Source organism: Massilia sp. SYSU DXS3249, from assembly GCF_053668055.1.
Window position 1 is genome coordinate 50,859 of the sequence record NZ_JBSIPX010000018.1, and the last position, 22,443, is coordinate 73,301.

Annotated in this window: 19 protein-coding genes; 13 read left to right on the forward strand and 6 right to left on the reverse strand. The window is 67.4% G+C overall.

The annotated features are described in order from the left end of the window. Positions 1-5 precede the first annotated feature (5 nt). From ACWCIA_RS18855 to ACWCIA_RS18870, 4 genes are read right to left on the reverse strand one after another with little or no spacing between them, the layout of a single operon-like run. The gene (locus tag ACWCIA_RS18855; protein WP_454165747.1) at positions 6-3,650 is read right to left on the reverse strand and encodes a tubulin-like doman-containing protein; all 3,645 of its coding nucleotides are present in this window, start codon (positions 3,648-3,650) and stop codon (positions 6-8) included. A gap of 45 nt (positions 3,651-3,695) precedes the next feature. Beyond that, positions 3,696-4,130 carry a hypothetical protein gene (locus ACWCIA_RS18860; protein WP_454165749.1) on the reverse strand — a complete coding sequence of 145 codons (435 nt, stop codon included), beginning with the start codon at positions 4,128-4,130 and terminating at the stop codon, positions 3,696-3,698. 13 nt (positions 4,131-4,143) lie between these two features. Beyond that, on the reverse strand, positions 4,144-5,697 hold the full coding sequence (locus ACWCIA_RS18865) for a hypothetical protein (protein WP_454165751.1): 1,554 nt from the start codon (positions 5,695-5,697) through the stop codon (positions 4,144-4,146). Then, on the reverse strand, positions 5,637-7,118 hold the full coding sequence (locus tag ACWCIA_RS18870) for a hypothetical protein (protein ID WP_454165753.1): 1,482 nt from the start codon (positions 7,116-7,118) through the stop codon (positions 5,637-5,639). The genes ACWCIA_RS18865 and ACWCIA_RS18870 overlap by 61 nt, the downstream gene beginning before the upstream one ends. A gap of 411 nt (positions 7,119-7,529) precedes the next feature. Here ACWCIA_RS18870 and ACWCIA_RS18875 point away from each other — a divergent pair, with 411 nt between their 5' ends. From ACWCIA_RS18875 to ACWCIA_RS18905, 7 genes are all read left to right on the forward strand, one after another. Then, entirely contained in the window at positions 7,530-8,225 is a 696-nt protein-coding gene (locus tag ACWCIA_RS18875) for a hydrolase (RefSeq protein WP_454165755.1), read from the forward strand. 74 nt (positions 8,226-8,299) lie between these two features. Then, positions 8,300-10,177, forward strand: coding sequence for an amidohydrolase (locus ACWCIA_RS18880; RefSeq protein ID WP_454165756.1), 1,878 nt, complete (start codon positions 8,300-8,302; stop codon positions 10,175-10,177). A 14-nt stretch (positions 10,178-10,191) separates the two neighbouring features. Beyond that, positions 10,192-10,872: a YoaK family protein gene (locus ACWCIA_RS18885; RefSeq protein WP_454165758.1), complete on the forward strand. Its 681-nt coding sequence runs from the start codon at positions 10,192-10,194 to the stop codon at positions 10,870-10,872. Beyond that, complete coding sequence (locus ACWCIA_RS18890) at positions 10,869-11,432, forward strand: TMEM175 family protein (RefSeq protein WP_454165760.1); 564 nt, start codon at positions 10,869-10,871, stop codon at positions 11,430-11,432. Before ACWCIA_RS18885 ends, ACWCIA_RS18890 begins: the two co-directional genes overlap by 4 nt. 59 nt (positions 11,433-11,491) lie before the next feature. Next, the gene (locus ACWCIA_RS18895; protein ID WP_454165762.1) at positions 11,492-12,538 is read left to right on the forward strand and encodes a hypothetical protein; all 1,047 of its coding nucleotides are present in this window, start codon (positions 11,492-11,494) and stop codon (positions 12,536-12,538) included. Positions 12,539-12,640: 102 nt separating this feature from the next. Beyond that, positions 12,641-13,825: a GAF domain-containing sensor histidine kinase gene (locus ACWCIA_RS18900; protein ID WP_454165764.1), complete on the forward strand. Its 1,185-nt coding sequence runs from the start codon at positions 12,641-12,643 to the stop codon at positions 13,823-13,825. A gap of 169 nt (positions 13,826-13,994) precedes the next feature. Beyond that, positions 13,995-14,417 (forward strand): response regulator, encoded by a 423-nt coding sequence (locus ACWCIA_RS18905; protein WP_454165766.1) that lies wholly within the window; start codon positions 13,995-13,997, stop codon positions 14,415-14,417. On the opposite strand, the gene ACWCIA_RS18910 is transcribed toward ACWCIA_RS18905, so the two are convergent. Further along, positions 14,404-15,084: an anti-sigma factor gene (locus tag ACWCIA_RS18910; protein WP_454165768.1), complete on the reverse strand. Its 681-nt coding sequence runs from the start codon at positions 15,082-15,084 to the stop codon at positions 14,404-14,406. The genes ACWCIA_RS18905 and ACWCIA_RS18910 overlap by 14 nt on opposite strands. Before the next feature lie 20 nt (positions 15,085-15,104). Beyond that, positions 15,105-15,692, reverse strand: coding sequence for a sigma-70 family RNA polymerase sigma factor (locus ACWCIA_RS18915; protein WP_454165770.1), 588 nt, complete (start codon positions 15,690-15,692; stop codon positions 15,105-15,107). 265 nt (positions 15,693-15,957) lie between these two features. On the opposite strand from ACWCIA_RS18915, the gene ACWCIA_RS18920 reads away from it, so the two are divergent. From ACWCIA_RS18920 to ACWCIA_RS18945, 6 genes are all read left to right on the forward strand, one after another. Continuing rightward, the gene (locus ACWCIA_RS18920) at positions 15,958-17,445 is read left to right on the forward strand and encodes a DUF4331 domain-containing protein (protein WP_454165772.1); all 1,488 of its coding nucleotides are present in this window, start codon (positions 15,958-15,960) and stop codon (positions 17,443-17,445) included. 10 nt (positions 17,446-17,455) lie between these two features. Beyond that, the gene (locus ACWCIA_RS18925; protein WP_454165773.1) at positions 17,456-17,743 is read left to right on the forward strand and encodes a hypothetical protein; all 288 of its coding nucleotides are present in this window, start codon (positions 17,456-17,458) and stop codon (positions 17,741-17,743) included. Between the two features lie 85 nt (positions 17,744-17,828). Beyond that, positions 17,829-19,001, forward strand: a complete 1,173-nt coding sequence (locus ACWCIA_RS18930) for a hypothetical protein (protein ID WP_454165775.1) — start codon at positions 17,829-17,831, stop codon at positions 18,999-19,001. Further along, the gene (locus tag ACWCIA_RS18935; RefSeq protein ID WP_454165777.1) at positions 18,998-20,134 is read left to right on the forward strand and encodes a HupE/UreJ family protein; all 1,137 of its coding nucleotides are present in this window, start codon (positions 18,998-19,000) and stop codon (positions 20,132-20,134) included. Before ACWCIA_RS18930 ends, ACWCIA_RS18935 begins: the two co-directional genes overlap by 4 nt. 161 nt (positions 20,135-20,295) lie before the next feature. Next, positions 20,296-20,721 (forward strand): PEP-CTERM sorting domain-containing protein, encoded by a 426-nt coding sequence (locus tag ACWCIA_RS18940; protein WP_454165779.1) that lies wholly within the window; start codon positions 20,296-20,298, stop codon positions 20,719-20,721. Between the two features lie 207 nt (positions 20,722-20,928). Beyond that, a complete protein-coding gene (locus ACWCIA_RS18945; RefSeq protein ID WP_454165781.1) occupies positions 20,929-22,359 on the forward strand; it encodes a serine hydrolase domain-containing protein in 1,431 nt (476 codons plus the stop codon). Positions 22,360-22,443: the final 84 nt, after the last annotated feature.

The following is a 22,443-nucleotide window of genomic DNA, read 5'->3' on the forward strand; positions in this document are numbered from 1 at the left end:
CCCTGTTATTGCGGATCCGGGATGCCGTCATCCGGATCGGGAATGGCCTGCACATGCCAGACGCCGATGCCCGGAATGTCGGCCACGGTCTGCCACTTGCCGGATGCCAGGTCCTGGGCCATGTTCCACGAACGCGTCGCCAGGTCGATCTCGCCGCGCCGGAGCTGCTGCGCGACTTCCTCGACCGTGAACGGCCCGCGCTGGGCGCCGGCCACGAACAGCTTGTAGCGCGCGCCCTGCGCTGCCGGTGCCGGCACGGGCGCCGGGTCGGGAATCGCAGCCGCTTCCACCTTCTGCTCCTGGCGTGCGATGACCGTCGCCGCACGCGCGTCGCTGGCCAAAAATTCCGGGCGCAGGATGCGTTTATCCAGCGGGCGCTCGACTTCCCAGCTGTAGGCGTCCGACGCGGAATCGGGCACGCTCTCGGTCCACTCGCCGATGCGCGCCAGCGCCGCCTCGCTCGATGCCTGCGAGAGCATCGGGTCGAGCGCGATCGCACGCCGCAGCCAGGCCTCGTACAGGCGGCGCGCCGTGATGTTCGGCAGCGAAGGCGACGGCAGCTGGGCGCCGGTTTCGTCGGTCTCCAGGCGCGGCTCGTAGACGCGCAGCTGGTAGTGGCGCATCAGGGCGGCCAACAGCAGCAACTGGTGCGGCCCGAGGTTCGCCAGCCGGTTGCGCACGCCGGCCAGCACCTGCTCGCGGTAATAGGGCGGCAGGCCGTTCGAGCGGATCGCGTACTCGTTGCCGATCTGGAGCCACTCGCCCGAACCCGGTTCGACTTCGAACAGGTACTGCCCGCGCGGCTGGAAGGCGGCCTCGCGGTCGCCGGCATCCATCTTGCGCCGGATGACGCCGAGGGCGATCGCCTGCAGGAACCACTCGTAGTCGTCCGCCAGGCGGTTCAACTCGTCCATCGAGGGCGAGATCGGATGGCGGAAGCGCGTCGAATCGAAATGCAGGTGGGTCGGGATCTTCGGGTTCTCGATCTGGTACGAGGCGCGCCAGGTCGGCAGGCCGCGCAGCACCGTCATCGGGTAGCCCGACAGCTCGATATAGCAGACCGCGCGCCCGGACACGCCGGTGTTGACGACCGAGACCAGGTCGCCATGGAAGAAGCCGGTCGGGATCGCAGCGCGGATTTCCCCTTCCATCTTGCGCCACGCCGAAGTGTCACCCACTCCAATAAAACACTTGAATTGGTCCGAATTCGGAGTAAACTCGGCCGAGAAGCGCGCGTTCACCCAGGGCATGGCGCTCCTGATCCATTCGGCGAAGATGCGGTGGCGCTCCTGCGGCGTCATCGCATTCAGGCGGTCGAGCAGCGGGTCGGAAGGCTCGGCCAGCTCCTCTCCCGACAGCTGGGTCTGGGCGCGGCGGAACAGTTTCAGCAGCAGTTCGGAACGCGTGCGCTCGTCCCCCAACTGCGGGAACAAACGTCCCGAGCCGCCGAATTCGAGCAGCACTTCCTCGCTCCAGGCGCTGACGTCGCCCGTCAATCGCACCGGGGCCGGCGTCACGTCGCCGGCCAGCTTAATGTAGGTGGCGTGCTCCTGGCGCGCGTCGGCGCGCAGTTGGGCGATGCGGCCGTCGACCGCGCGCAGGATCTCCTGCACGTGCCTTCTCCCTTCCTGGAATTCGCCGGCGATGCCGCTCCACTGGGCATTGCCGTATTCGTCGGTGGCCTGCGGCTCGCCCAGCCAGGACGACATGTTGCGCATGACTTCGATGGACTGGCCGGCGGCGACTGCCAGCAGGTGGAAGCGCAGGTAGTCGGCGATGTCGCGTTTTAAATGCGCCATCACTTCGCGCGCCTGGGCGTCCTTGCCGAACAGGCGGCCGGCGGCCTGCGACAGGTTGTTCAGCGATTCCTCGACCTGGCGCGTGCGCAGGGCGTCGCGGATGTCGCGGTAGCGGCGGCCGTTGCGCTCGGCGTTGGCGAGGTCGCGCTGCAGCAAGCGCGCCTTGACCTGCTCCAGCAGCGAGAGCACGAACTCCAGCCCGCCCTGCTTGCGGTCGTCCAGCAGCGCATACAGGCGTTCGCGCACGCGTCCCTTCAGGCGCCCGGTCAGTTCGATCGTGTGGCGCTTGATGCGGTCTTCGCTGGTCTCGGCAGTCGCCCCGGCTTCGCGGATGGCGTCGCGCTCGAGGTTGGGCAGCAGCTCGGCCACGCGCTCGCGCCACTGCGGGATGTCGAAGGCGGCCATGATGCGGTCCATCTCGAGCTGCACCTTGCTCTCGACCCGCTCGAGCAGCGAGCGCCCTTCCTTGTCGCGCAGCAGCAGGCCGGTGAGCGCATATTCCTGGAAGGGCGTGACGTCCACCGTCCCCTTGCGGAAGTCGGGGAATTCGTCGAAGGGCAGCTCGCGCATGTCCATCTGCTCGCGCATGAAGGCGTCGCGCTCCTGGTCGCCCGCGCGCCGGGCCAGCGCGCCGTCGCGCCCGACGAGGCCGAAGAATTCCTTGACCATCAGCGCGGCCAGTTCGTAGGCACGGATGTCCTCGCGCAGGCTTTGCTGGGTGTCGAGCACGGAATTGCCGAAGGCCGAATACACCTTCGAGTAGGACAGGCGCATGTCGCCGAAACGCCCTTCCGGCACGCGCGGGTTGTAGGGCCCGAGCTTGTGCTGCTGCTGGTTGACCGCGACCGAGCGCTTGCGGTTGGCGAAGTCGGCCGAGGCAAAGTCCTCGAACAGGGTGTCGGCCACCATCTGGTAGACGTCCTTGACGTCCTGCGTGGCCTTGTTGGCGAGGTTGGCGGTGTCGACGAAATACACGTCGTCGAAAGGCGCGCCGCGGCCCGTGATGCTGTCCGGGTCCATCCATTTCACCTGCGCGTTCATGTCGCGCATGCTGGTTTCCAGCTCCATCATGGTCGCGTAGGCGTTCGCCTCGGTGCGCTCCTTGTTCGCTTTCGCAAAACCCGAGGGCATGAACATCACCAGGTCGACTTGGCTGTCGGCCACCTCCTGGCGCGCGATCGCCTTGGCCATCCAGCCCAGGTCGATGGCGCTGCCAGCGCCCGTGCCGCCCGCGTTCGAGGCGATGACGACGATGCGGAACTTGGAGGTGTCCACCTGCAGGCCGAGGCGCTGGTAGTTGTCCTTGCGCTCGATGCCGGCATTACTGCCCAAAAAATTCAGCGCGCCCTTGATGCGGCCGCGCAGCTTCGGGTATTTGTCGAACAGGTACAAACGCGCGACGGCCCGGATCTGCCCCGCCCCTTTCGAGGGATCGATGCCGAGCGAGCGCAATTTTTTCGGGCGCAGCGGCATCCAGCTTTCGATGAGCGGGAAGCGCGCCAGGCTGTCGTCGGATTCGTGGTATTGCGGAAGGTCGAGCGGCTCGACCAGGCGTTCCTCGTCGGTCAGCTTCACCAGTTCGTACCAGGGGTCGGTGCGCTGCGACTTGCCCTCGTCGATGACGGCGTTCGAGTCGAGGTCGAAGTGGAGGAAGCGCGCGACGGGGAAATCGGCGATCGATTCGACACGCGTCGGGTTGTGGCGGTTCCAGACCGCCGACAGGATGCGCCGGCGGATGCGCATCATCACTTCCATGCCGGTGCCGCCGGCGCCGATGAAGAGCGTCGGGCGCAGGTCCACTTTCAGCTCGGACTTGCGGTTCAGGCTTGCGGGAGTCGGTAAATCTGCCATGTCATTTCTTTCGATTGCTTGGGTTGCAGCTTTGAGGGCGCGCGTTTAACGCCGACCGATGAACAGGGCCGCGACGAGGGCGACTAGGCCGACGAACACCAGCGGCGCGGTGACGCCCAGCGTCAGGTACTTGCTCGCGTTGACGATGGCCAGCACCGCCGCCGCGGCCATGAATCCCAGTCCCAGGAACAGCAGCCAGCCGGCGCTGCCCGCCGTCGACGGCGCCACCCGGCGCACCACCAGGTGGTGCACGTAGGCGTTGCGGGCGAAGAAGAACAGCACCAGCAGCACCAGGAAGGCGGCCCCGCCGATGGCGACGTCGCGCGTCGAGGTATCGGTGGCCGGCGCCGGCGCGCCCGGCTGCACTTCCAGCGTGGTCGTCGTCGCCGTCTCGGGCGTGGTCTTGGGCAGCGGATCGTCGGGCGTATTCTTGTCCTGGGGGAGCTTGAATCCGGGGTCGGTCTGGGCGGTGGCTTGCATGGGCAGTCCTTTGTTATGGTTCAGCGCGGCCAAGGCGCACTTGTGCTCCTTGGCGGAGATCGATCAACTGGTGGCCGAACAGGGTTGTCTTCAGGCGGGCGACTTCCACACCCGTCTTGTCGTAAATCGGCTGGATGGCGCCAGCGCGGCTGTGCATGGTGCGGGTTTCGTCTTCCACTGTCACCTGGGCCTGGCGCGGGCGCATCCAGGCATACGCGGCGGCGGCCCCCGCGGCGAGCAGCGCCAGCAGCGCGGCGCCGGCCGCGAACAGCGGGCCGCTGCCGTAATGCACGCGCACTTCCAGCGGCAGCACGGCGGTGGAAGCCTGGATCGAGGCCGGGGGCGTGAAGATGTCGGGCAGCGGGTCGCCCGGGAACAGCTCGGCCATGCGCGCACGGAAGCCCTGCGACAGCGCCAGCTGCTGGTCGGCCAGGTGCACCTCGATCGCTCCCGGCAGCACATAGGCCGAACCGGCGGCCTTGAAGGCTTCCAGCGACCACTTGCCGGGCAGTTGCGCCACCGGCAGCTGCAGGGTCGAGGCCAGCGGCACCGGCTTGCCGGGCGCCAGCGCGTTCACGCGGCGGCTGCCCAAGGTCACCGGCCGGTCCTCGCCGCCCAGCTTTGAGCGTGCGCTCAGGGTGGCGCTGACGATGGTGTAGGGGTACATCGTGTTCTCGAGGTGCCAGTCTATCTTCGCGCTCGGTGCAGTCGCGTCGGGGGCGATGTCGGCGCGCAGGACGCCGTTGGCGCCAATGGCGAAGTCGACTCCCGGCGCGTTGCCCACCTTGCGCGGCAGCAGGCGCACGGTGTCGCGGTCGAGCGGTTTCAGGCGCGCGGGCGGTTCGGTCACCACCTGCTTGATGCTGCCCGATGCCAGCAGCCGGTCGAGCGCCGCCTTGCCGCCCGCGCCGACGCCGAAGGCATAGATCATCAGGCCGTTGGCGCGGTAGTGCTGCCCTTCTACCCGCATGCGCAGCGGGAAGGCCAGCGCGGTGCGGATGCCCGCGCCGCTGTGGATCAACTGGTAGAACTCGCGGTTGCGCTGGGCCGTGGCCTGGTCGTTGTTCGGGCTGTTGCGGTTGTTTGTGACCAGCCAGACGATGCCGTCCCGCCCACCCAGCGCCTGGCTCATGGCCGCACTCACCGCTTCGCCGAGGTCGGTGTCGGCCAGGGCGCCGCCGGGCTTGCGCGCGGTGTCGAGGCCGGCCAGCGCGCGCGTCACCTCGGCACGCGTGCCCTTGCCGACCGTGCTCGAGACCAGCGCCCGCGGCGAAGGCGCATTCGGCTGCGACTGGTTGAAGGCGGCCAGCACCAGGGCGTCGCCGGGCTGGGCGACGGCCAGCGCCAGCTCGGCCACGAGCGGCTTGAAGGGCGAATCGGGATCGCTGTAGAAGGGTTCCATCCAGCCCGAGTTCTGGACCAGGAAGACGTGCGGCGTCGCGGCGTGGGCAAACCCGGCGCCGCACAGGAATGCGAGACAGGCGGCGACGCGCACCAGGAAGGCCATCACGACAACTCTTCCAGGCGCCAGCCGCGCATCGCGTTCCAGTCGGGATGGTGCAGCCACAGCGCGCCGTCGTACACAAAAGGCACGCACTCGAGCGGACGGGCCAGGCGCGCGACGTCGTCGAGGATCACGTTGCGCTTGCCGATCCACTCGATCGTGGTGCGGGCGATCGTGCGCCCGGCCAGCGCTTCCTCGGCGCGGCCGGTGTACTTGTGGAAGCGCAGCACCAGGCCGCTCGGCTGGCTGCGGTTGTTGTTGAAGCTGCGCAGCAGCGGCAGCACCAGCGAATCGTCTTCGTTCACGTCTTCCACGTGCTCGGCCGACCAGGGCTCGCCGAGTACCGGGTGGCCGCGCCGGAACAGCAGGTTGGCAAAGCCCAGGCGCGCGCCGTCGATCGGTTCGACCTGCGGATTGTCGGCGCCCAGTTCGAGGAAGGAATAGGCCTGGCCGTCATGGCCGATATGCCACAGGCGGCCGTCGCGGCTCTGGGTCGGGCCGCCGAAGTCGAGCTTCGGCGTCCAGCCGCGCGGCCACGGGCGCCAGCGCGGCGCCTCGCCCGGACGCCATGCCAGCTGCCCCTGCTGGTGCAGCCAGAACAGGCGGTTGTCGTAGCCGATCGGGCGCATCCAGCCGGTGGTCGGGGCGTCCGCGCATTCGTAGTTCTCGCCGCTGGAAAAGTCGGCCTGGGCGTCGAGCAGGTGCAGTGCACCTTCGATCACGCACAGGCAGCCGACGCGGCGGCGCATGATGCCCGGGCTCGAGGCGATCTGGCCCGAGACCAGCATCTCGGTGTGGTAGCTCTCGTTGACGGGGTTGATCCAGAGCCGCACCAGGCCCGCTTCGGTGGGCACCACGCCCACTTTCCCGCGCGCCGGATGCGTGGCCGGCAGCCAGCCGTACTGGCTCGAGACGAAACGCAGTTCGCTGCCCGGGTTTTCCGCCGCCATCACGTGCCAGAGCTGGGCCAGCGGATCCCAGTACTGCAGCACGCCGCGTACCGGAGCCAGCGCCAGCAGGCGCTGCTCGGGGAAGCCGTAGCCGCTCGCCGCGAACACGCAATGGGCGTTCGGCGGCACCGGCATGGCCAGCTCGGCGCGGCCGATGGCGGGCGCCGCCGGCCGTTCTTCCAGGCTGTCGCCCAGCGCCAGCGAGGTGACCGGCAAGCCGTGCGGCACGTGGCGCGGCAGCAGCTGGTCGCCATGGGCGCCCCACCAGTCGGGCTGCGTGTGCACGCGGCCGAGGAGCTTCTCGAGCGGGCGGCCGCAGGTCGGGCAGAACGCAAAACCTTCCGGATAGATCGGCGCGCAGGCGCAGGAAGTGGGCAGCGAGGCGCCGAGCAGGTGGGCGCAATCGGGCAGCCGGCCGCGCGCATGCGCCTGCCAGTCGATCTGTCCCAGGCCCTCCGTGGCCTGCAGCGCAAACTGCCCGCTCGATTCGTCCTCCAGCCAGACGCTGGCCGGCGTTTCCCATCTAGTTGCCATCGCTCCGTCGCCTGTAAGTATGTGTGATACGCATGCCGCCGCCCCGCCAGGAACGGCCCTTGCTGTCTAAATCATAACGCTGCCATGGCGCCGGCGGCGCGCCGTTCGCCCGGGTAGCGCCTGCCGGCACCTTGCGCATCGCATTACGCGACTTTGCGCTGCATCAAAGCCACTTGCATGGGTTCGGCCTCGGATAAGGCCCTTGCCGGGCACGCCGGAAGGTCCGTCGCGTAGATGTTCGAAAATTTCGATTGTATGAATGGACATTATCCGTTTTTCAAGTGTTCCAGGACTGCGCATAATGACTCCATCGCATCGAACACAAGGCAGCGGCAACGCAGCGGAGGACCGCGGAAGAGTCGAAGCCTTCGATGATCATCGTTCATCACCGACCATATCAAGGAGCACACCATGAGCAACGCCAAACTCGAAGTCCTGACCCCGGAAAATTCGCAGCTGATCATCATCGACCACCAGCCGCAGATGGCCTTCGGCGTGCAGTCGATCGACCGCCAGACCCTCAAGAGCAACGTGGTCGGCCTGGCCAAGGCGGCGAAGGTCTTCAACGTCCCCACCATCATCACCACCGTCGAAACCGACTCCTTCTCGGGCCGCACCTACCCGGAAATCCTGGACGTGTTCCCCGACCACCCCATCCTCGAGCGCACCTCCATGAATTCCTGGGACGACCAGAAGGTGCGCGACGCGCTGGCCAAGAACGGCAAGAAGAAAGTGATCGTGGCCGGCCTCTGGACTGAAGTCTGCAACACCACCTTCGCCCTCTGCGCCATGTTAGAGGGCGAGTACGAGATCTACATGGTGGCCGACGCCTCGGGCGGCACCACCAAGGAGGCCCACGACTTCGCCATGCAGCGCATGATCCAGGCCGGCGTGGTCCCGGTCACCTGGCAGCAGGTGCTGCTCGAGTGGCAGCGCGACTGGGCGCACCGCGAGACCTACGATGCCGTGATCAAGATCGTCACCGAACACTCGGGCGCCTACGGCATGGGCGTGGACTACGCCTACACGATGGTGCACAAGGCGCCGGCGCGCAACCAGGGCAATAACGAAGTGCTGGCACCCGTCCCTGCCCCGGTCCGCGCCTGAACAAGCGAAACCGCAGCCGATCCGGTCCGCCCGGCGGACCGCCATGCCACCATCAGCGATTCAGGAGTAGAACCATGCAAGCACAGTCCACTAGCAGCGCCACGCCGCTCATCCTCGTCAACGGCCGTTTCGCCACCCTCGACCGCGCGCAGCCGCAGGCCGGCGCAGTCGCCATCCAGGACGGTCGCTTCCTCGCCGTCGGCGACGCCGAGCACGTGATGCGCTATCGCCAGGCGGGCAGCCAGGTCATCGACCTGAACGGCCGCACGGTCATCCCCGGCCTGAACGACTCGCACCTGCACCTGATCCGCGGTGGACTGAACTACAACCTCGAGCTGCGCTGGGAAGGCGTGCCCTCGCTCGCCGACGCCCTGCGCATGCTCAAGGAGCAGGCCCTGCGCACCCCGAACCCGCAGTGGGTGCGCGTGGTGGGCGGCTGGAACGAATTCCAGTTCGCCGAGAAGCGCATGCCGACCTTAGAAGAAATCAACGCCGCCTCGCCCGACACCCCGGTCTTCATCCTGCACCTGTACGACCGCGCCCTGCTCAACCGCGCCGCCCTGCGCGCCGTCGGCTACACGAAGGACACGCCGAACCCGCCGGGCGGCGAGATCCAGCGCGACGCTGCCGGCAACCCGACCGGCATGCTGATCGCCCGCCCCAACGCGATGATCCTGTACGCCACCCTGGCGAAAGGCCCGAAGCTGCCCTACGACCTGCAGGTGAACTCCACGCGCCAGTTCATGCGCGAACTGAACCGCCTCGGCATCACCAGCGCGATCGACGCAGGCGGCGGCTTCCAGAACTACCCCGAGGACTATTCGGTCGTCGAGGAGCTCGACCGCAACAACCAGCTCACCATCCGCATCGCCTACAACCTCTTCACCCAGAACAAGGGCGCCGAGCTGGAAGACTTCCAGCGCTGGACCGGCATGGTGACGCCGGGCCAGGGCAGCGACTACTACCGCCACAACGGCGCCGGCGAAATGCTGGTGTTCTCGGCGGCCGACTTCGAGGATTTCCTGGAGCCGCGCCCGGAGCTGGCGGCCGGCATGGAAGACGAACTGGAAAAAGTGGTGCGCCACCTGGTCGAGCAGCGCTGGCCCTTCCGCCTGCACGCCACCTACGAGGAATCGATCACGCGCATGCTCGACGTGTTCGAGAAGGTCAACCGCGAGATTCCTTTCAATGGCCTGCACTGGATGTTCGACCATTGCGAAACCATCAGCCAGCACAGCATAGAACGGGTCAAGGCGCTGGGCGGCGGCATCGCGATCCAGCACCGCATGGCCTTCCAGGGCGAGTACTTCGTCGACCGCTACGGCGCCGAAGCAGCGAAAGCCACGCCGCCGGTCAAGCACATGCTCGACGCCGGGGTGCCGGTCGGCGCCGGCACCGACGCCACCCGCGTGGCCAGCTACAACCCGTGGACGGCGCTGTACTGGCTGGTCACCGGGCGCACCGTCGGCGGCCTGGCGCTGTATGGCGACAATGGCCTGCTCGATCGCAGCGTCGCGCTGGAACTCTGGACCTCGGGCAGCGCCTGGTTCTCGAACGAACAGGGCCGCAAGGGCCGCATCCAGGAAGGCATGCTGGCCGATCTTGCCGTGCTGTCGGAAGACTTCTTCACCGTCCCTGACGAGGACATCAAGGCGATCGAATCGGTGCTGACCGTGGTCGGCGGCAAGGTCGTCTACGGCGCCGCCGAGTTCACCGACCTGGGACCGGCGCCGATCCCGGTCCTGCCCGAGTGGTCGCCGGTGCAGAAGGTGCCGGGACACTGGCGCCGCGCAGCTCCGCAGCCGCAACAACAGGTGGCGTTACCCCACCAGTGCAGCGGCCCCTGCGGCGTGCATGCCCACAGCCACGACCGGGCCCGCAAGTCGAACGTGCCGGTCTCGGACTTCGGCGGCTTCTGGGGCGCCTTCGGCTGCAGCTGCTTCGCGTTCTGATGGGGGTGAGACAGATGAGCACCCTACACTTCCAGCGCCTGCAAGGCATAGGCATGGGCTTCCTGGCCGGCTATGTCGACACCCTCGGCTTCATCGCCCTGTTCGGCCTGTTCACGGCCCACGTCACCGGCAACTTCGTGCTGATCGCGGTGTCGCTGGCCGACCCGGCGCAGACGCCCTCGCTGCTGAAACTGCTGGCCTTCCCGGCCTTCATCCTGGGCGTGGCCGCGGCGCGGCTGCTGGTGGCCGGCTGCGAGCGGCGTGGCAAGCCGGCCGTCAAGCCTTCTTACCTGCTGCAGCTGGTGCTGCTGCTCGGTTTCATGGTTTGCGGCATGCTGGCCGAGCCGGTCGGCAGCAGCGCCGGTGCGCTGGCGATGGCGGCAGGCCTGCTGGGCGCGGCGGCGATGGGCGCGCACAGCGCCGCCAGCAAGCTGCTGCTGTCCAACCTGGCGCCGACCTCGATGATGACCGGGAATGTCACCCAGCTCGTGATCGATACCGTCGACCGCCTGCGCGGCGCGGCCGACGCGGCCACCCGTGCACGCTGCGCCAAGTTCTTCTGGCCGGTGCTCGCCTTTGCCCTCGGCTGCGCCGCCGCCGCCTTTGCCTACCTTGCCTTCGGCTTCGTCGCCCTGGCGGTACCGGTGGCGATCCTGGTCCTGCACCTGTGGCTGCCGGAACCCGTCGCGCCATGAAGAAGAACCGGCTCGAGGCCTTCAGCGACGGCGTCATCGCGATCATCATCACGATCATGGTGCTCGAGCTGAAACCGCCCCACTCCACGGCGGCCGCCGACCTGGCCGGCCTGCTGCCGGGCTGGCTGCGGCATGCGCTCAGCTTCGTGTATGTCGGCATCTACTGGGTCAACCACCATGCCCTGCTGGACCGGGTAGCGAAGGTGGACGGCGCCGCCCTCTGGGCCAACCTGCACCTGCTGTTCTGGATGTCGCTGATCCCGTACGTCACGGCCTGGGCCGGCGAGAATCCGCTGGCGCCGCTGCCGGTGGCCCTGTATGGCGTGGTGCTGCTGCTGTGTTCCATCTCCTTCATGCTGCTGTCCTGGCGCCTGGAGAGCGGAGCGGGCCATGTGCACGGCGTGGGCAGCCGCAAGAACCGGCTGTCGATCCTGCTGTACGCGCTGGCGATCGGGCTGTCGCTGTGGTATCCGCCGCTGGGCGCCCTTGTCCACGTCCTGCTGGCGCTGCTGTGGGTGATGCCGCAGGCCTGCCCGCCGCGGGCCCGGGCCGGCGCCTGAAGGCGAACCCGTCCCCGGCATCCGTATAATGGCGGGTCCAGACCGTCCCGAGTTCCGCCATGTCCGCTTCCCCCCTCGCTCCCACGCCCGACCTGCCCGCGCACAGCATCGACGCCGCCGCCAGCCACCTGCGCGCCATCCTCGACATCGCCATCGAACACGGGCCCGGGCAGCGCGCGCTGGTCGTGTACGACACCCGTACCGGGCTGTCGCGCGCCCTGGTCGAGGCCTACCGGCGCAACCTGCCCCAGGGCGACTTCCTCGATTTCGACAGCGTGCCGCCCGAGACCGTGCTGGCGCGCTTTCGCGAGCTGGCGGCGAAGGATCTGGTGGTCCTGGTGCAGTCGACCAACTTCCGCCTCGAAGCCTTCCGCATCCGCGTCGAGCTGTTCAAGCTGGGCCTGAAGGTGGTCGAGCACGTGCACCTGTCGCGCATGCCGGGCGCGCAGGGCGAGCACTACATCGAGGCGCTGGCCTACGACCCGGCCTATTTTCGCGGCGTCGGGCGCGCGCTGAAAGGCCGCATCGACACGGCGCCGCATGCGCGCGTCGTCGGCGGAGGAGAAGAACTCGTATTCGCCTCGCGGCTGGAACCGGCCAAGCTGAACATCGGCGACTACAGCGACATGCATAACGTCGGCGGCCAGTTCCCGATCGGCGAAGTGTTCACCGAGGCGCTCGACCTGGAGGCGGTGAACGGCCGCGCCCAGGTGCACGTGTTCGGCGACACCTCCTACCTGTCGAACCGGCCCGAGACCCCGGTGACGATCGTCGTCGAGCGCGGGCGCGTCATCGGCACCGAAAACGCGACGCCGGAATTCCAGCGCGTGCTCGACATCATCCGCGCCGACGAGGGCGAAGTCTGGGTGCGCGAACTGGGCTTCGGCATGAACCGCGCCTTTACCCGCGAGCGCCGCGTCGACGACATCGGGACCTACGAGCGCATGTGCGGCATCCACCTCTCGCTCGGCGCCAAACACGGCGTCTATCCGAAACCGGGCTTCAAGCGCAAGGACGCGCGCTACCACATCGACGTGTTCGCGGTGACGGACGCGGTCTATCTCGGCGAGGAACGGGTGTACGCGGACGGCGCCTGGACCGTGTGAGCCCTGCTGGAACGGCATGCATTCGTGCTAACATGCCGCGTTAACATGCGGTTACAGCATGTATAGACACGTAGTTACAACGACAATCAGCCAGGGATAGGGATGGACCAGGACCTCTTGAAGCGCGTGGAAGAAATCCAGGCGATCAGCGCGGTGCCGAACATACTGGAAACGGTGGCGGCGATGACGGGCCTGCGTTTCGTCTGCATCGCGCACGTCACCGACGATTCCTGGACCGCCTGCGCGGTGCTCGACCGGCTCGACTTCGGCCTCCTGCCCGGCGGCCAGCTCGACGTGACCACGACCCTGTGCGAAGAGGTGCGCGACACGCAGCGCGCGGTGATCATCGACAGCGTGCAGGACAGCGACCGGTACCGCGCCCACCACACGCCGCGCATCTACGGCTTCCAGAGCTATTTTTCGATCCCGGTCTTCCGCACCGACGGCAGTTATTTCGGCACCCTGTGCGGCCTCGACCCGGAGCCGGCCCGCCTCACCGACAACGTCACCGTCTCGACCATGCACCTGTTCGCCGAGCTGATCTCGAAACAGCTCGACGCCGACAACAAGCTCGTCGAGGCGCGCGCCGCCCTGCTCGACGAGCGCGAGACGGCGGAATTGCGCGAGCAGTTCATCGCCGTCCTCGGCCACGACCTGCGCACTCCGCTCGGCTCGATCCTGCTCGGCACCGAAGTGCTCAAGCTGAAGCACCCCGATCCCGCCACCCGTCCGGTGGTCGAACGCATCCGCCGCAGCGCCGAGCGCATGGCCGCGCTGGTCGACGACGTCGTCGATTTCACGCGCGGGCGGATGGGCACCGGCATTGCGATGAACCTGCGCGACGCCGAGGTCGACCCGACCCTGGAACAGGTGGTGGACGAGATGCGCGGCCTGTATCCGGAGCGCCTGATCGAGGCCGCCATCGCCCCGGCGATCCGCCTGCACTGCGATCCTGCGCGCATCGCCCAGCTGCTGTCGAATCTGCTGAAGAACGCGCTGGTGCACGGCAGCGACCACACGCCGGTGCGGGTGAGCGCGTCCATGGCCGGCGGCCAGTTCGTCCTCTCGGTCGCCAACCAGGGCGGCGAACTGCCGCAAGGCGTGATCGACCACCTGTTCAAGCCCTACTGGCGCGCGACCTCGCGCTCCGGCAGCGAAGGACTGGGCCTGGGACTGTACATCGTCGACCAGATCGCGCGTGCGCACCGGGGCACGATCGAGGTGAGTTCGGCTGACGGCACCACCGTTTTCGTGTTCCGGCTGCAGGGCGCCCGGATCGCGGACTGAAGACCGCCCTGCATTGCGGCTGCCAAGGTGCCGCTACGTGACAGACTGTTGTTTATCCCGCCTGCACGGCCACCCGCCGCGTTTTTATTACCGCAAGTAAATATATTCCTTGTGCTTTCCTTGCCTCGGCACACATACTGGGACTCGACCTTCACGACAGGCAGCCAACATGCTTCCAACACCCGATGGGAAGCAGCCTTTGCGGGTTCTCCTGGTAGACCGCAGCGAGGAAACGCGCGAACTGTTCACGGAGCTGTTCGCCGGGATGGGCCATGAAGTCCGCACCGTCACCACCGTTGCCGCCGCCCGCCACGCCGTTCCCCTGTTCCGCCCCGATGCCGTGTTCAGCGCCATCTTCCTGGTCGACGGCAGCGGCTTCGACCTGTGCGCGGCGCTGCGCGGCATGCCCGAAACGGCCGATGCCCTGATCGTCGCCATCACCGGCTACATCTCGCCGGACTCGTCCCGGCTGGCCCAGGAGGCGGGCTTCGACCACTACCTGCTCAAGCCGGTCAGGCTCGACACCATCCTGGCGACCATGGACGGCCTCACCGGCGGCCAAGGGCGGCTCGCGCCGCCTACATCAGCCTGACCCAGCTGCCCTTGTAGAGAATCGGCCCGCTCGGTCCGTCGGGATTGAGCGAACCGCCCTTTGGTTCGAGGCTGATCGCCAGCACGGCGACATCGGCCCCGATGGCATTCGCAGGCAAGGGCAAGGTCAACTCGCGGCCGGCGCCGAGGACGCCCAGGGAGCGCGGCTTGCCTGCCCGCGGCACGGCCCACAGCTGCAGCACCTGTTGGGCTGTCAGCGGTACGCTTGCCACCACCTTCACCGTCATCCGTGCCCGCTCGCGGTCGGCCGTCACCACCAGCGCGGGACGGCTCTGTTCGTCGGTCAGGCTGGCGATGTCGCTGATGACCGGGGTTCCCGGGCGTTCGTGCAGCACGGCGACCAGCAGCAGTGCCGCAAGGGCCGACGACGCCAGGCCGAGCGTGCGCCACAGGGCCAGCGAACCATGGCGCCAGAACTGCCAGCGCGGCGCCGCCGCCTGCCATCCCAGGCGCGCTTCCACTCCACGCCAGACCCGCGCCCGCGGTCGTACCACCGGCACGAACTCGGCCATCGCGCCGAGCCGTCCGCTCCATTCGCCTACCGTCCGGCGCAGGGCGGCGTCGCCGTGCATCAGTCCCTCGAAGCGCCGGCGCGCCCGTCCACGCAGCGTCCCGAGGACATATTCGGCCGCGAGGCGTTCCCGCAAAGGCGCGTTGCCGCGCAGGTTCATGCGGCACCCCGCGCGCTCAGGCAGGCATGCAGGCGCGCCAGGCTGCGCCGGATCCAGGTCTTGACGGTGCCCAGCGGCAGCGTCAGCTTGTGCGCGACGTCGCTGTGCGACAGGTCGTGGAAGAAGGCCATGCCGACCACCTGCCGGTGCTTTTCTTCCAGCGCCGCCATGCACTCGGCCAGCGCCCGCGCTTCGCTGCTCATCTGGAGCGTGTCGGCCGGCGTCATCGTCAGCGCACCGAGCGGATCGAGGTCCTCGCCGTCGAGCATGGCGTCGCTGGCGGCCTCCTTGCGCGTACGGCGCAACAGGTCGAAGGCGCGGTTGCGCACGATCGTGGCCATCCAGGTCATCGGCGCAGACAAGGCGCTCTCGTATTCGCCCGCATGGCGCCAGATCGCCACGAAGCTTTCCTGCACCACCTCTTCCGCCAGCTCGCGCCGTCCGAGAATGCGCAAGGCCAGGCCGTACAACCTGGGGGAACTGGCATCGTAGAGCGAGCGAAAAGCGCCGCGGTCATGGCGCGCGGCCGCCTGCAGCCAAACCTGCAGCTGGGCTGGATCGGGTGGTGTCGTCGCGCCGCTCAATGGACGCCTGCGAATGGAAGCATGGTGGTGGCGGTTGTCATGTCGGGTGAGAAAGTACCACAGTTCAGGCCGGCGTATTGATACAAAAAAATGTGAATCCGATATGCCTCGGGCTACGTATATCCGGATGCAACCTGCATGCATACGGGATTTTTCCTCTGCTCATTCAATCGCGCGGCATGTATGGACAGCAATCAGTATCATCAAATTTGCAAGATGATAAAAAATTAAACTGTGTAGTCAACCGGAGAGCGAGATGAGGCAAATGCAAACAAAATCCCTATGGGCGGCCGCTATTTTTACTGGAACCGCGCTCGCCGCGCTGTCCGGCCCAGTACATGCTTCCAGTCACAGGGAAGCGCCATTTTTGACAAATTCGCCGAAAGTCGACGGCACGGACTTCTACATGTTCCGCAGCTATGCGCCTGGCCGCGCCGGCTTCGTGACGATGATCGCGAACTACACGCCTTTCCAGGATCCGCAAGGCGGCCCGAACTTTTACCAGTTCGACCAGAACGCCCTGTACGAAATCCACGTCGACAATAATGGCGATGCCAAGGAAGACATCACCTTCCAGATCCGCTTCAAGAACACCTCGAAGCGCACCGCCCTGAACATCGGCGGCAGGCAGGTGCTGATCCCCCTGATCAATTCCTCGACCATTAGCGGCGTCAATCCCGCTTCGCTGAACGTGCGCGAAACCTATACCATCGACATGGTCAAGGGGGACCGCCGCACCGGCACCCGCACCCGCCTGGCCGGGGCCAACGGCGCCACCGAATTCGACAAGCCGGTCGACAATATCGGCGAGAAGGTCTTCGGCGGCGCCGGTGGCTACGAAACCTATGCCAACCAGCACATCTACGACATCGCCATTCCCGGCTGCGGCACCGGCCGCGTGTTCGTCGGCCAGCGCAAGGAGCCGTTCTACATCGCGGTCGGCAAGATCTTCGACCTGTTCAACCTGAACCCGCTTGGCGCCGAGTCCGGCGGCAACAAGAACGACCTCGAAAACAAGAACGTCAGTTCGATCGCGCTCGAGCTGCCGATCGGCTGTGTGGCGGTGGAAGGCGAGCCGGTGATCGGCGCCTACACCACGGCCAGCATGCGCCAGGGCCGCCTGATCAACCCGAACCCGGCCTCGGGCATCAACAACGCGGTCAAGGAAGGCGGCCCCTGGGCCCAGGTGTCGCGCCTCGGGATGCCGCTGGTGAACGAAGTCATCATCGGCATGGACGACAAGGACCGCTTCAACACCTCGAAGCCGAGCGGCGATGTCCAGTTTCTCCCGTACGTGACCAATCCGGTGCTGCCGGCCGTGGTCGAGACGCTGTTCCCGTCGGCCAAGGCGCCGACCAATTTCCCGCGTACCGACCTGGTGGCGGCCTTCCTGCAGGGCCTGCCCGGCGTGAACCGGCCGAAGAACGTGATCGCCTCCGAAATGCTGCGCCTGAACACCAGCATCGCGCCGACGCCGCAGGCATCGCAGAACCCGCTCGGCGTGGCCGCCGGCGACAATGCGGGCTTCCCGAACGGACGCCGTCCGGCCGACGACGTCACCGACGTGGCCCTGCGGGTGGCGATGGGTGCGCTGTGCGTCCTGACGGGCACCAACGATGCGCTGGGCGTGGGCTGCAAGCCGTCCGACGCGCCTGCCGGGGCCCTGCCGCTGACCGACGGCGTGCGCAAGGATGCCAACAGCTTCAAGGCGGCCTTCCCGTACCTGAACACGCCGCTGCCGGGCAACCAGTAAGGAGAGCGCCATGCCAAACCGACTCCTCTCCCGCCCCAGGCGCGGCCTGCTCGCCACGGCCGCGCTCTGCACGGCGCTGGCCCTGTCGGCCTGCGGCGGCGACGCCGGCGACAAGCCGCCCGTGCCCCAGCCGCCGGCGAACATGACGCCGACGCCGCCACCCGTGGCGTCCGGCGACTCGTTCTTTGCCTACGTGGCCAGCATGGTCTCCTCCATGCTCGATACCAACGAGCCGGTCGAGATCGACGCCATCACCGAGACCAAGCCCGAGGATACCGAGCCGCAACCGGTGACCTGAACGCTCCCGTCCCGCGAGGGATGGTGAGTCCTCCTGCGCGGGACGGTGCGCCGTCCCGCGTGCCCTTTTTTCTTCCGGAGCCCTCATGCTCGGCAAGATCATTGCTGCTTTCGCCTGCACCTGCGCCCTCGCGAGCGCAGGCGCGGCCCCCTACATCCCCGCCAGCGGCGCCCAGGTGCTCGAGCGCCTGCCGGGCGGCGCAGGTCCCGCGCGGCGCGACCTGCAGCGCCTGCGCGCGGCCGCCAATGCCAACCCGGGCGACCTGGGCCAGGCCACCATGCTGGCCCAGCGCTACATCGAACAAAGCCGGCGCGACGGCGATCCGCGCTACCTCGGCTACGCCCAGGCGGCCCTCGCGCCCTGGTGGTCGCAAGCGCAGCCGCCTTCATCCGTGCTCGTGCTGCGCGCAACGCTGCGCCAGAGCACCCACCAGTTCGGCGCCGCGCTGGCCGACCTCGACCAGGTGCTGGCGCGCGACAGCGACAACAGCCAGGCCTGGCTGACGCGCGCCACCGTCCAGCTCATCACGGGCGACTTCGCAGGCGCGCGTGCGAGCTGCATGCGCCTGTATTCGCGCGCGCCGCAACTGGTGGTGCAGACCTGCCTGTCCAACGTCGGCAGCGTCAGCGGCGAGGCCGGCGCCAGCTACGAACGCCTGTTGCAGGCCTATGCGGCGCGTCCCGGCGATCCGCCCGCGATCCGCGTGTGGGTCGCCACCCTGCTCGGCGAAATGGCCGCGCGCCTGGGCCGTGGCGCGGCGGCCGATGCCCATTTCCGCGAAGCCCTGGCCCTCGACCCGGCCGACAGCTACCTGCTCGCCGCCTATGCCGATTTCCTGCTCGACGCCGGGCGCGCGGCGGAGGTCATGCGCCTCCTGAAAAACAACACCGCGGCCGACGCGCTGCTGCTGCGCTATGCGATTGCATTGAAAAGCGCCGGCATGCCGGAAGCGAAGCAGGCGATTGGCCTGCTGGCGGCGCGCTTCGATGCGGCCATACGGCGCAACGACAACGTGCACCAGCGCGAACAGGCGCGCTTCGAACTGGCGCTGCGCGGCGATGCCGCTGCCGCCGTGCGCCTGGCCAAGCTGAACTGGGCGGTGCAGAAGGAACCGGCCGACCTGCGCATCCTGGCCGAAGCGGCTGCGGCCAGCGGCGACCGCGAGGCGCGCGCCCTGGTGCATACCTGGCTGACGCGCAGCCGGATCGAAGACGCCACCATCGCCGCGACCGTGGCGCGCCTGGAGGGCAAGGCATGAAGGCGCGCTGGACACACCTGCTGGCGCTGCTGGCGCTGCTGTGCACGGGCATGCTGCCGGCGCAGGCACACAAGGCCAGCGACAGCTACCTCGCGCTGGACGTGAAGGAGGAAAAGATCGAGGGCCAGTGGGACATCGCCCTGCGCGACCTCGAGATGGCCGTCGGCATCGATGCCGACGGCGACGCCGCCCTGACCTGGGACGAGATACGTGCGCGGCACGAGGCGATTGCCGCCTACGCGCTGGCGCGCCTGCAACTGGCCAGCGAGGGCAAGCCCTGCCTGCTGCGGGTGACCGAACAGCTGATCGACCATCACACCGACGGCGCCTATTCCGTGCTGCGCCTGCAGGGTGCCTGCGAAGCGCCGGTCAGTGCGCTGGCGATCAGCTACAGCCTGCTGTTCGACATCGATCCCCAGCACAAGGGCCTGCTGCGGCTGACGCACGGTCCGGTCACCGGCGCCGCGATCTTCGCGCCCGATTCCCGCCAACAAACGCTGTCCGTCTCCCAGCCGGGAAAATGGCGTCAATTCGTGGACTATGTGCGCCACGGCGTCTGGCATATCTGGATCGGCTTCGACCACATCCTGTTCCTGCTGTCCCTGCTGCTGCCGGCCGTGCTGGTGCGGCGCGACGGCCAATGGCAAGGGCGCGACACGCTCAAGGCCTCGGCGATCGACGTCCTCAAGATCGTGACCGCCTTCACCCTGGCGCACTCGCTGACCCTGAGCCTGGCGGTGTTGGGCGCACTGTCCCTGCCCTCGCGCCTGGTCGAATCGGCAATCGCGGCGTCCGTGATCCTGGCTGCCCTGAACAACCTGTGGCCCCTGTACCACCGCTGGCGCGCACTCGTCGCATTCGGATTCGGCCTGATCCATGGTTTCGGCTTCGCCAGCGTACTGGCCGACCTCGGCTTGCCGCAAGATGCGCTGGTGCTGTCGCTCGTCGGTTTCAATGTGGGCGTGGAACTGGGGCAGCTGGCCATCGTGGCCGTGTTCCTGCCGCTGGCCTTCGGATTGCGCCGCGGCCAGTTCTATCGGCGCGTGGTGATGAGCGGCGGGTCGGTCTGCATCGCCCTGGTGGCGCTGGTCTGGCTGGCGGAACGGGCTCTCGACCTGCAACTGATGGCTTAGGAGCGAGGCTGCCGGCTGTCGGTATTTTTTACAGTGGGCAGCCTTCCGCTGCTACCTCGCTCACCAACTTATTGATTCCTAAAGGAATTAAAGTTGCGGCACGGAATGTGCTTCTCAAAGGAAAGGGATACATAACTCAAAAAAAATCTGAAGGAGCCCACATGAAGACCGCCTTGGCATGGCTGGTTGCGGCCACAGCATTGTCCTGCCCCTGCGCACATGCCGCCAGTATCGGGCAAGATGGCGCCGACGCTGGCGTCCAGGTCACCGAATCGATCAAGCAGTCCCTGTACGAGGCTGCGCCAGCCGAAACCATCCCCACCCTGCCGACAGCTTTGCAAGGTTTTTATGGAGTCGACCTGTCGGCAACCAGCCTGGCTGCGAAAAGCGCCGGGGCGCATGCCCTTCGTTCCCCCCACGATCATCTCTATCAGGACAGCCGCGCCTCCACGCCGGGCGCCGGCGCCGCCATCCGGACTACCCCGGTACTGCCGGCGGAGCAGGAAGGCGTGCCGGAACCAGGGACCGTCGCCATCCTGTCGGTCGGGCTGGCAGGGCTGGTCCTGGCGAGCCGGAAGAAGGCGTGAGGAAACGCCTGACTAAGAGCCGCAGGATGCATTGCCGAGTTATAAACTAGTCACGAAATGATGTGTTTGTTTCAAGAAATATAAAATGACTAGTGACCGAATGTTAACGATAAAATATTTCTCGCAAATAACAAATTATCGATAAAACATTTCGGAGGAAGCAATGTCCCAGAAGCTGCGTTATCCCACCTTGCCCCGCGCCCTGCCTTGAACACGCTGGCACATGCCGCCGCAGTATTCGCCGCCGCCATGACATTGCCCGCCTTCGCCGCGACGAACGACGACATCGCCCGCATCGAACGCGGACTGCGCCAGCCCGTCGCGCTGGCCGGCCAGGAATCCACGCGCACGCTGGCCGACGAGATGCGCCGCCTGAACGTGCCCGGCGTGAGCATCGCCGTCATCCGCGGCGGCAAGATCGCCTGGGCGCAGGGCTACGGCGTCACCCACGCCGGCGGCCCGGCCGTCACCGCCGACACCCTGTTCCAGGCCGCCTCGATCACCAAGCCGGTCACCGCGATGGCGACCCTGCGCCTGGCGCAGGAAGGAAAGCTCGACCTCGACACCGACGTCAACACCCTCCTCACCTCGTGGAAACTCCCGCAAGGCGCGAACGGCGACGCGAAAGTCAGCCTGCGCCAGCTGCTGTCGCATACCGCGGGCACCAGCGTGTCGGGCTTCCCCGGCTACGCCGCCGGCAAACCGGTGCCGACCCTGGTGCAGGTGCTCGACGGCGCCGGCCCGGCGAATACGAAACCGGTGCGCGTCGATGCGCCGCCTGGCGTCGCCTTCCGCTATTCCGGCGGCGGCTACAGCGTCGTCCAGCAGGCCCTGATCGACCGCAGCAGGCAGCCTTTCGACGTGCTGCTCACGGACACGGTGTTAAAGCCGATCGGCATGAAGGACAGCAGCTTCGCCCAGCCGCTGCCGGCGGCTTCGCTGGCGCGCGCCGCCCTGCCGCACGACGGCAGCGGCAAGCCCTATGCCGGCGGCCCCTACACCTATCCGGAACTGGCGGCGGCCGGCATGTGGACGACCCCGAGCGACGTTGCCCGCTTCGCCATCGACCTGCAGCGCAGCCTCGGCGGCGGCAAGGGCGTGCTCTCGCCCGCGATGGCGCGCACCATGCTGCAGCCGGTCAAGAACGGCTACGCCCTCGGCGTGAACGTCGACGGCAGCGGCGCCACGCTGACCTTTGCCCACGGCGGCAGCAACATGGGCTACCAGAACACGCTGTTTGCCTATGCCGGCAACGGTAAGGAAGGCGGCGACGGCGTGGTCGTGATGACCAACGGCGCCAACGGCGGCCCGCTGGCCGGCGCCATCGCGCGCGCGGTCGCCTTCGAGTACAAGTGGCCGACCTACCAGACGAAGCTGCGCGAGGCGGTGGCGCTGCCGGCAGCGGACCAGGAAAAACTCGCCGGCCGTTACACCACCCGGCAACTGGGCGACTTCATGATCGCGCGCCGCGACGGCCAGCTGATGATCGCCCTGCGCCCCGACGCCTGGGAGCCCCTGCACGCGGCTTCGCCGACGGTGCTGTTCGTGCTTTCGCGCGAGCTGGAACTGCGCATGGAGGGCGATGGCGGGCGGATCGTGGCGGGGTCGTCGGACGTGCCGTTCAAGCGGGCAGAGTAAGGTTCTTTGCATGGCGCGCGCGTCGGCTGTTGGCCGGCCGCGTCGCCATGCACCATGTATCAGGTTTTTTACAAATCCGCCCGG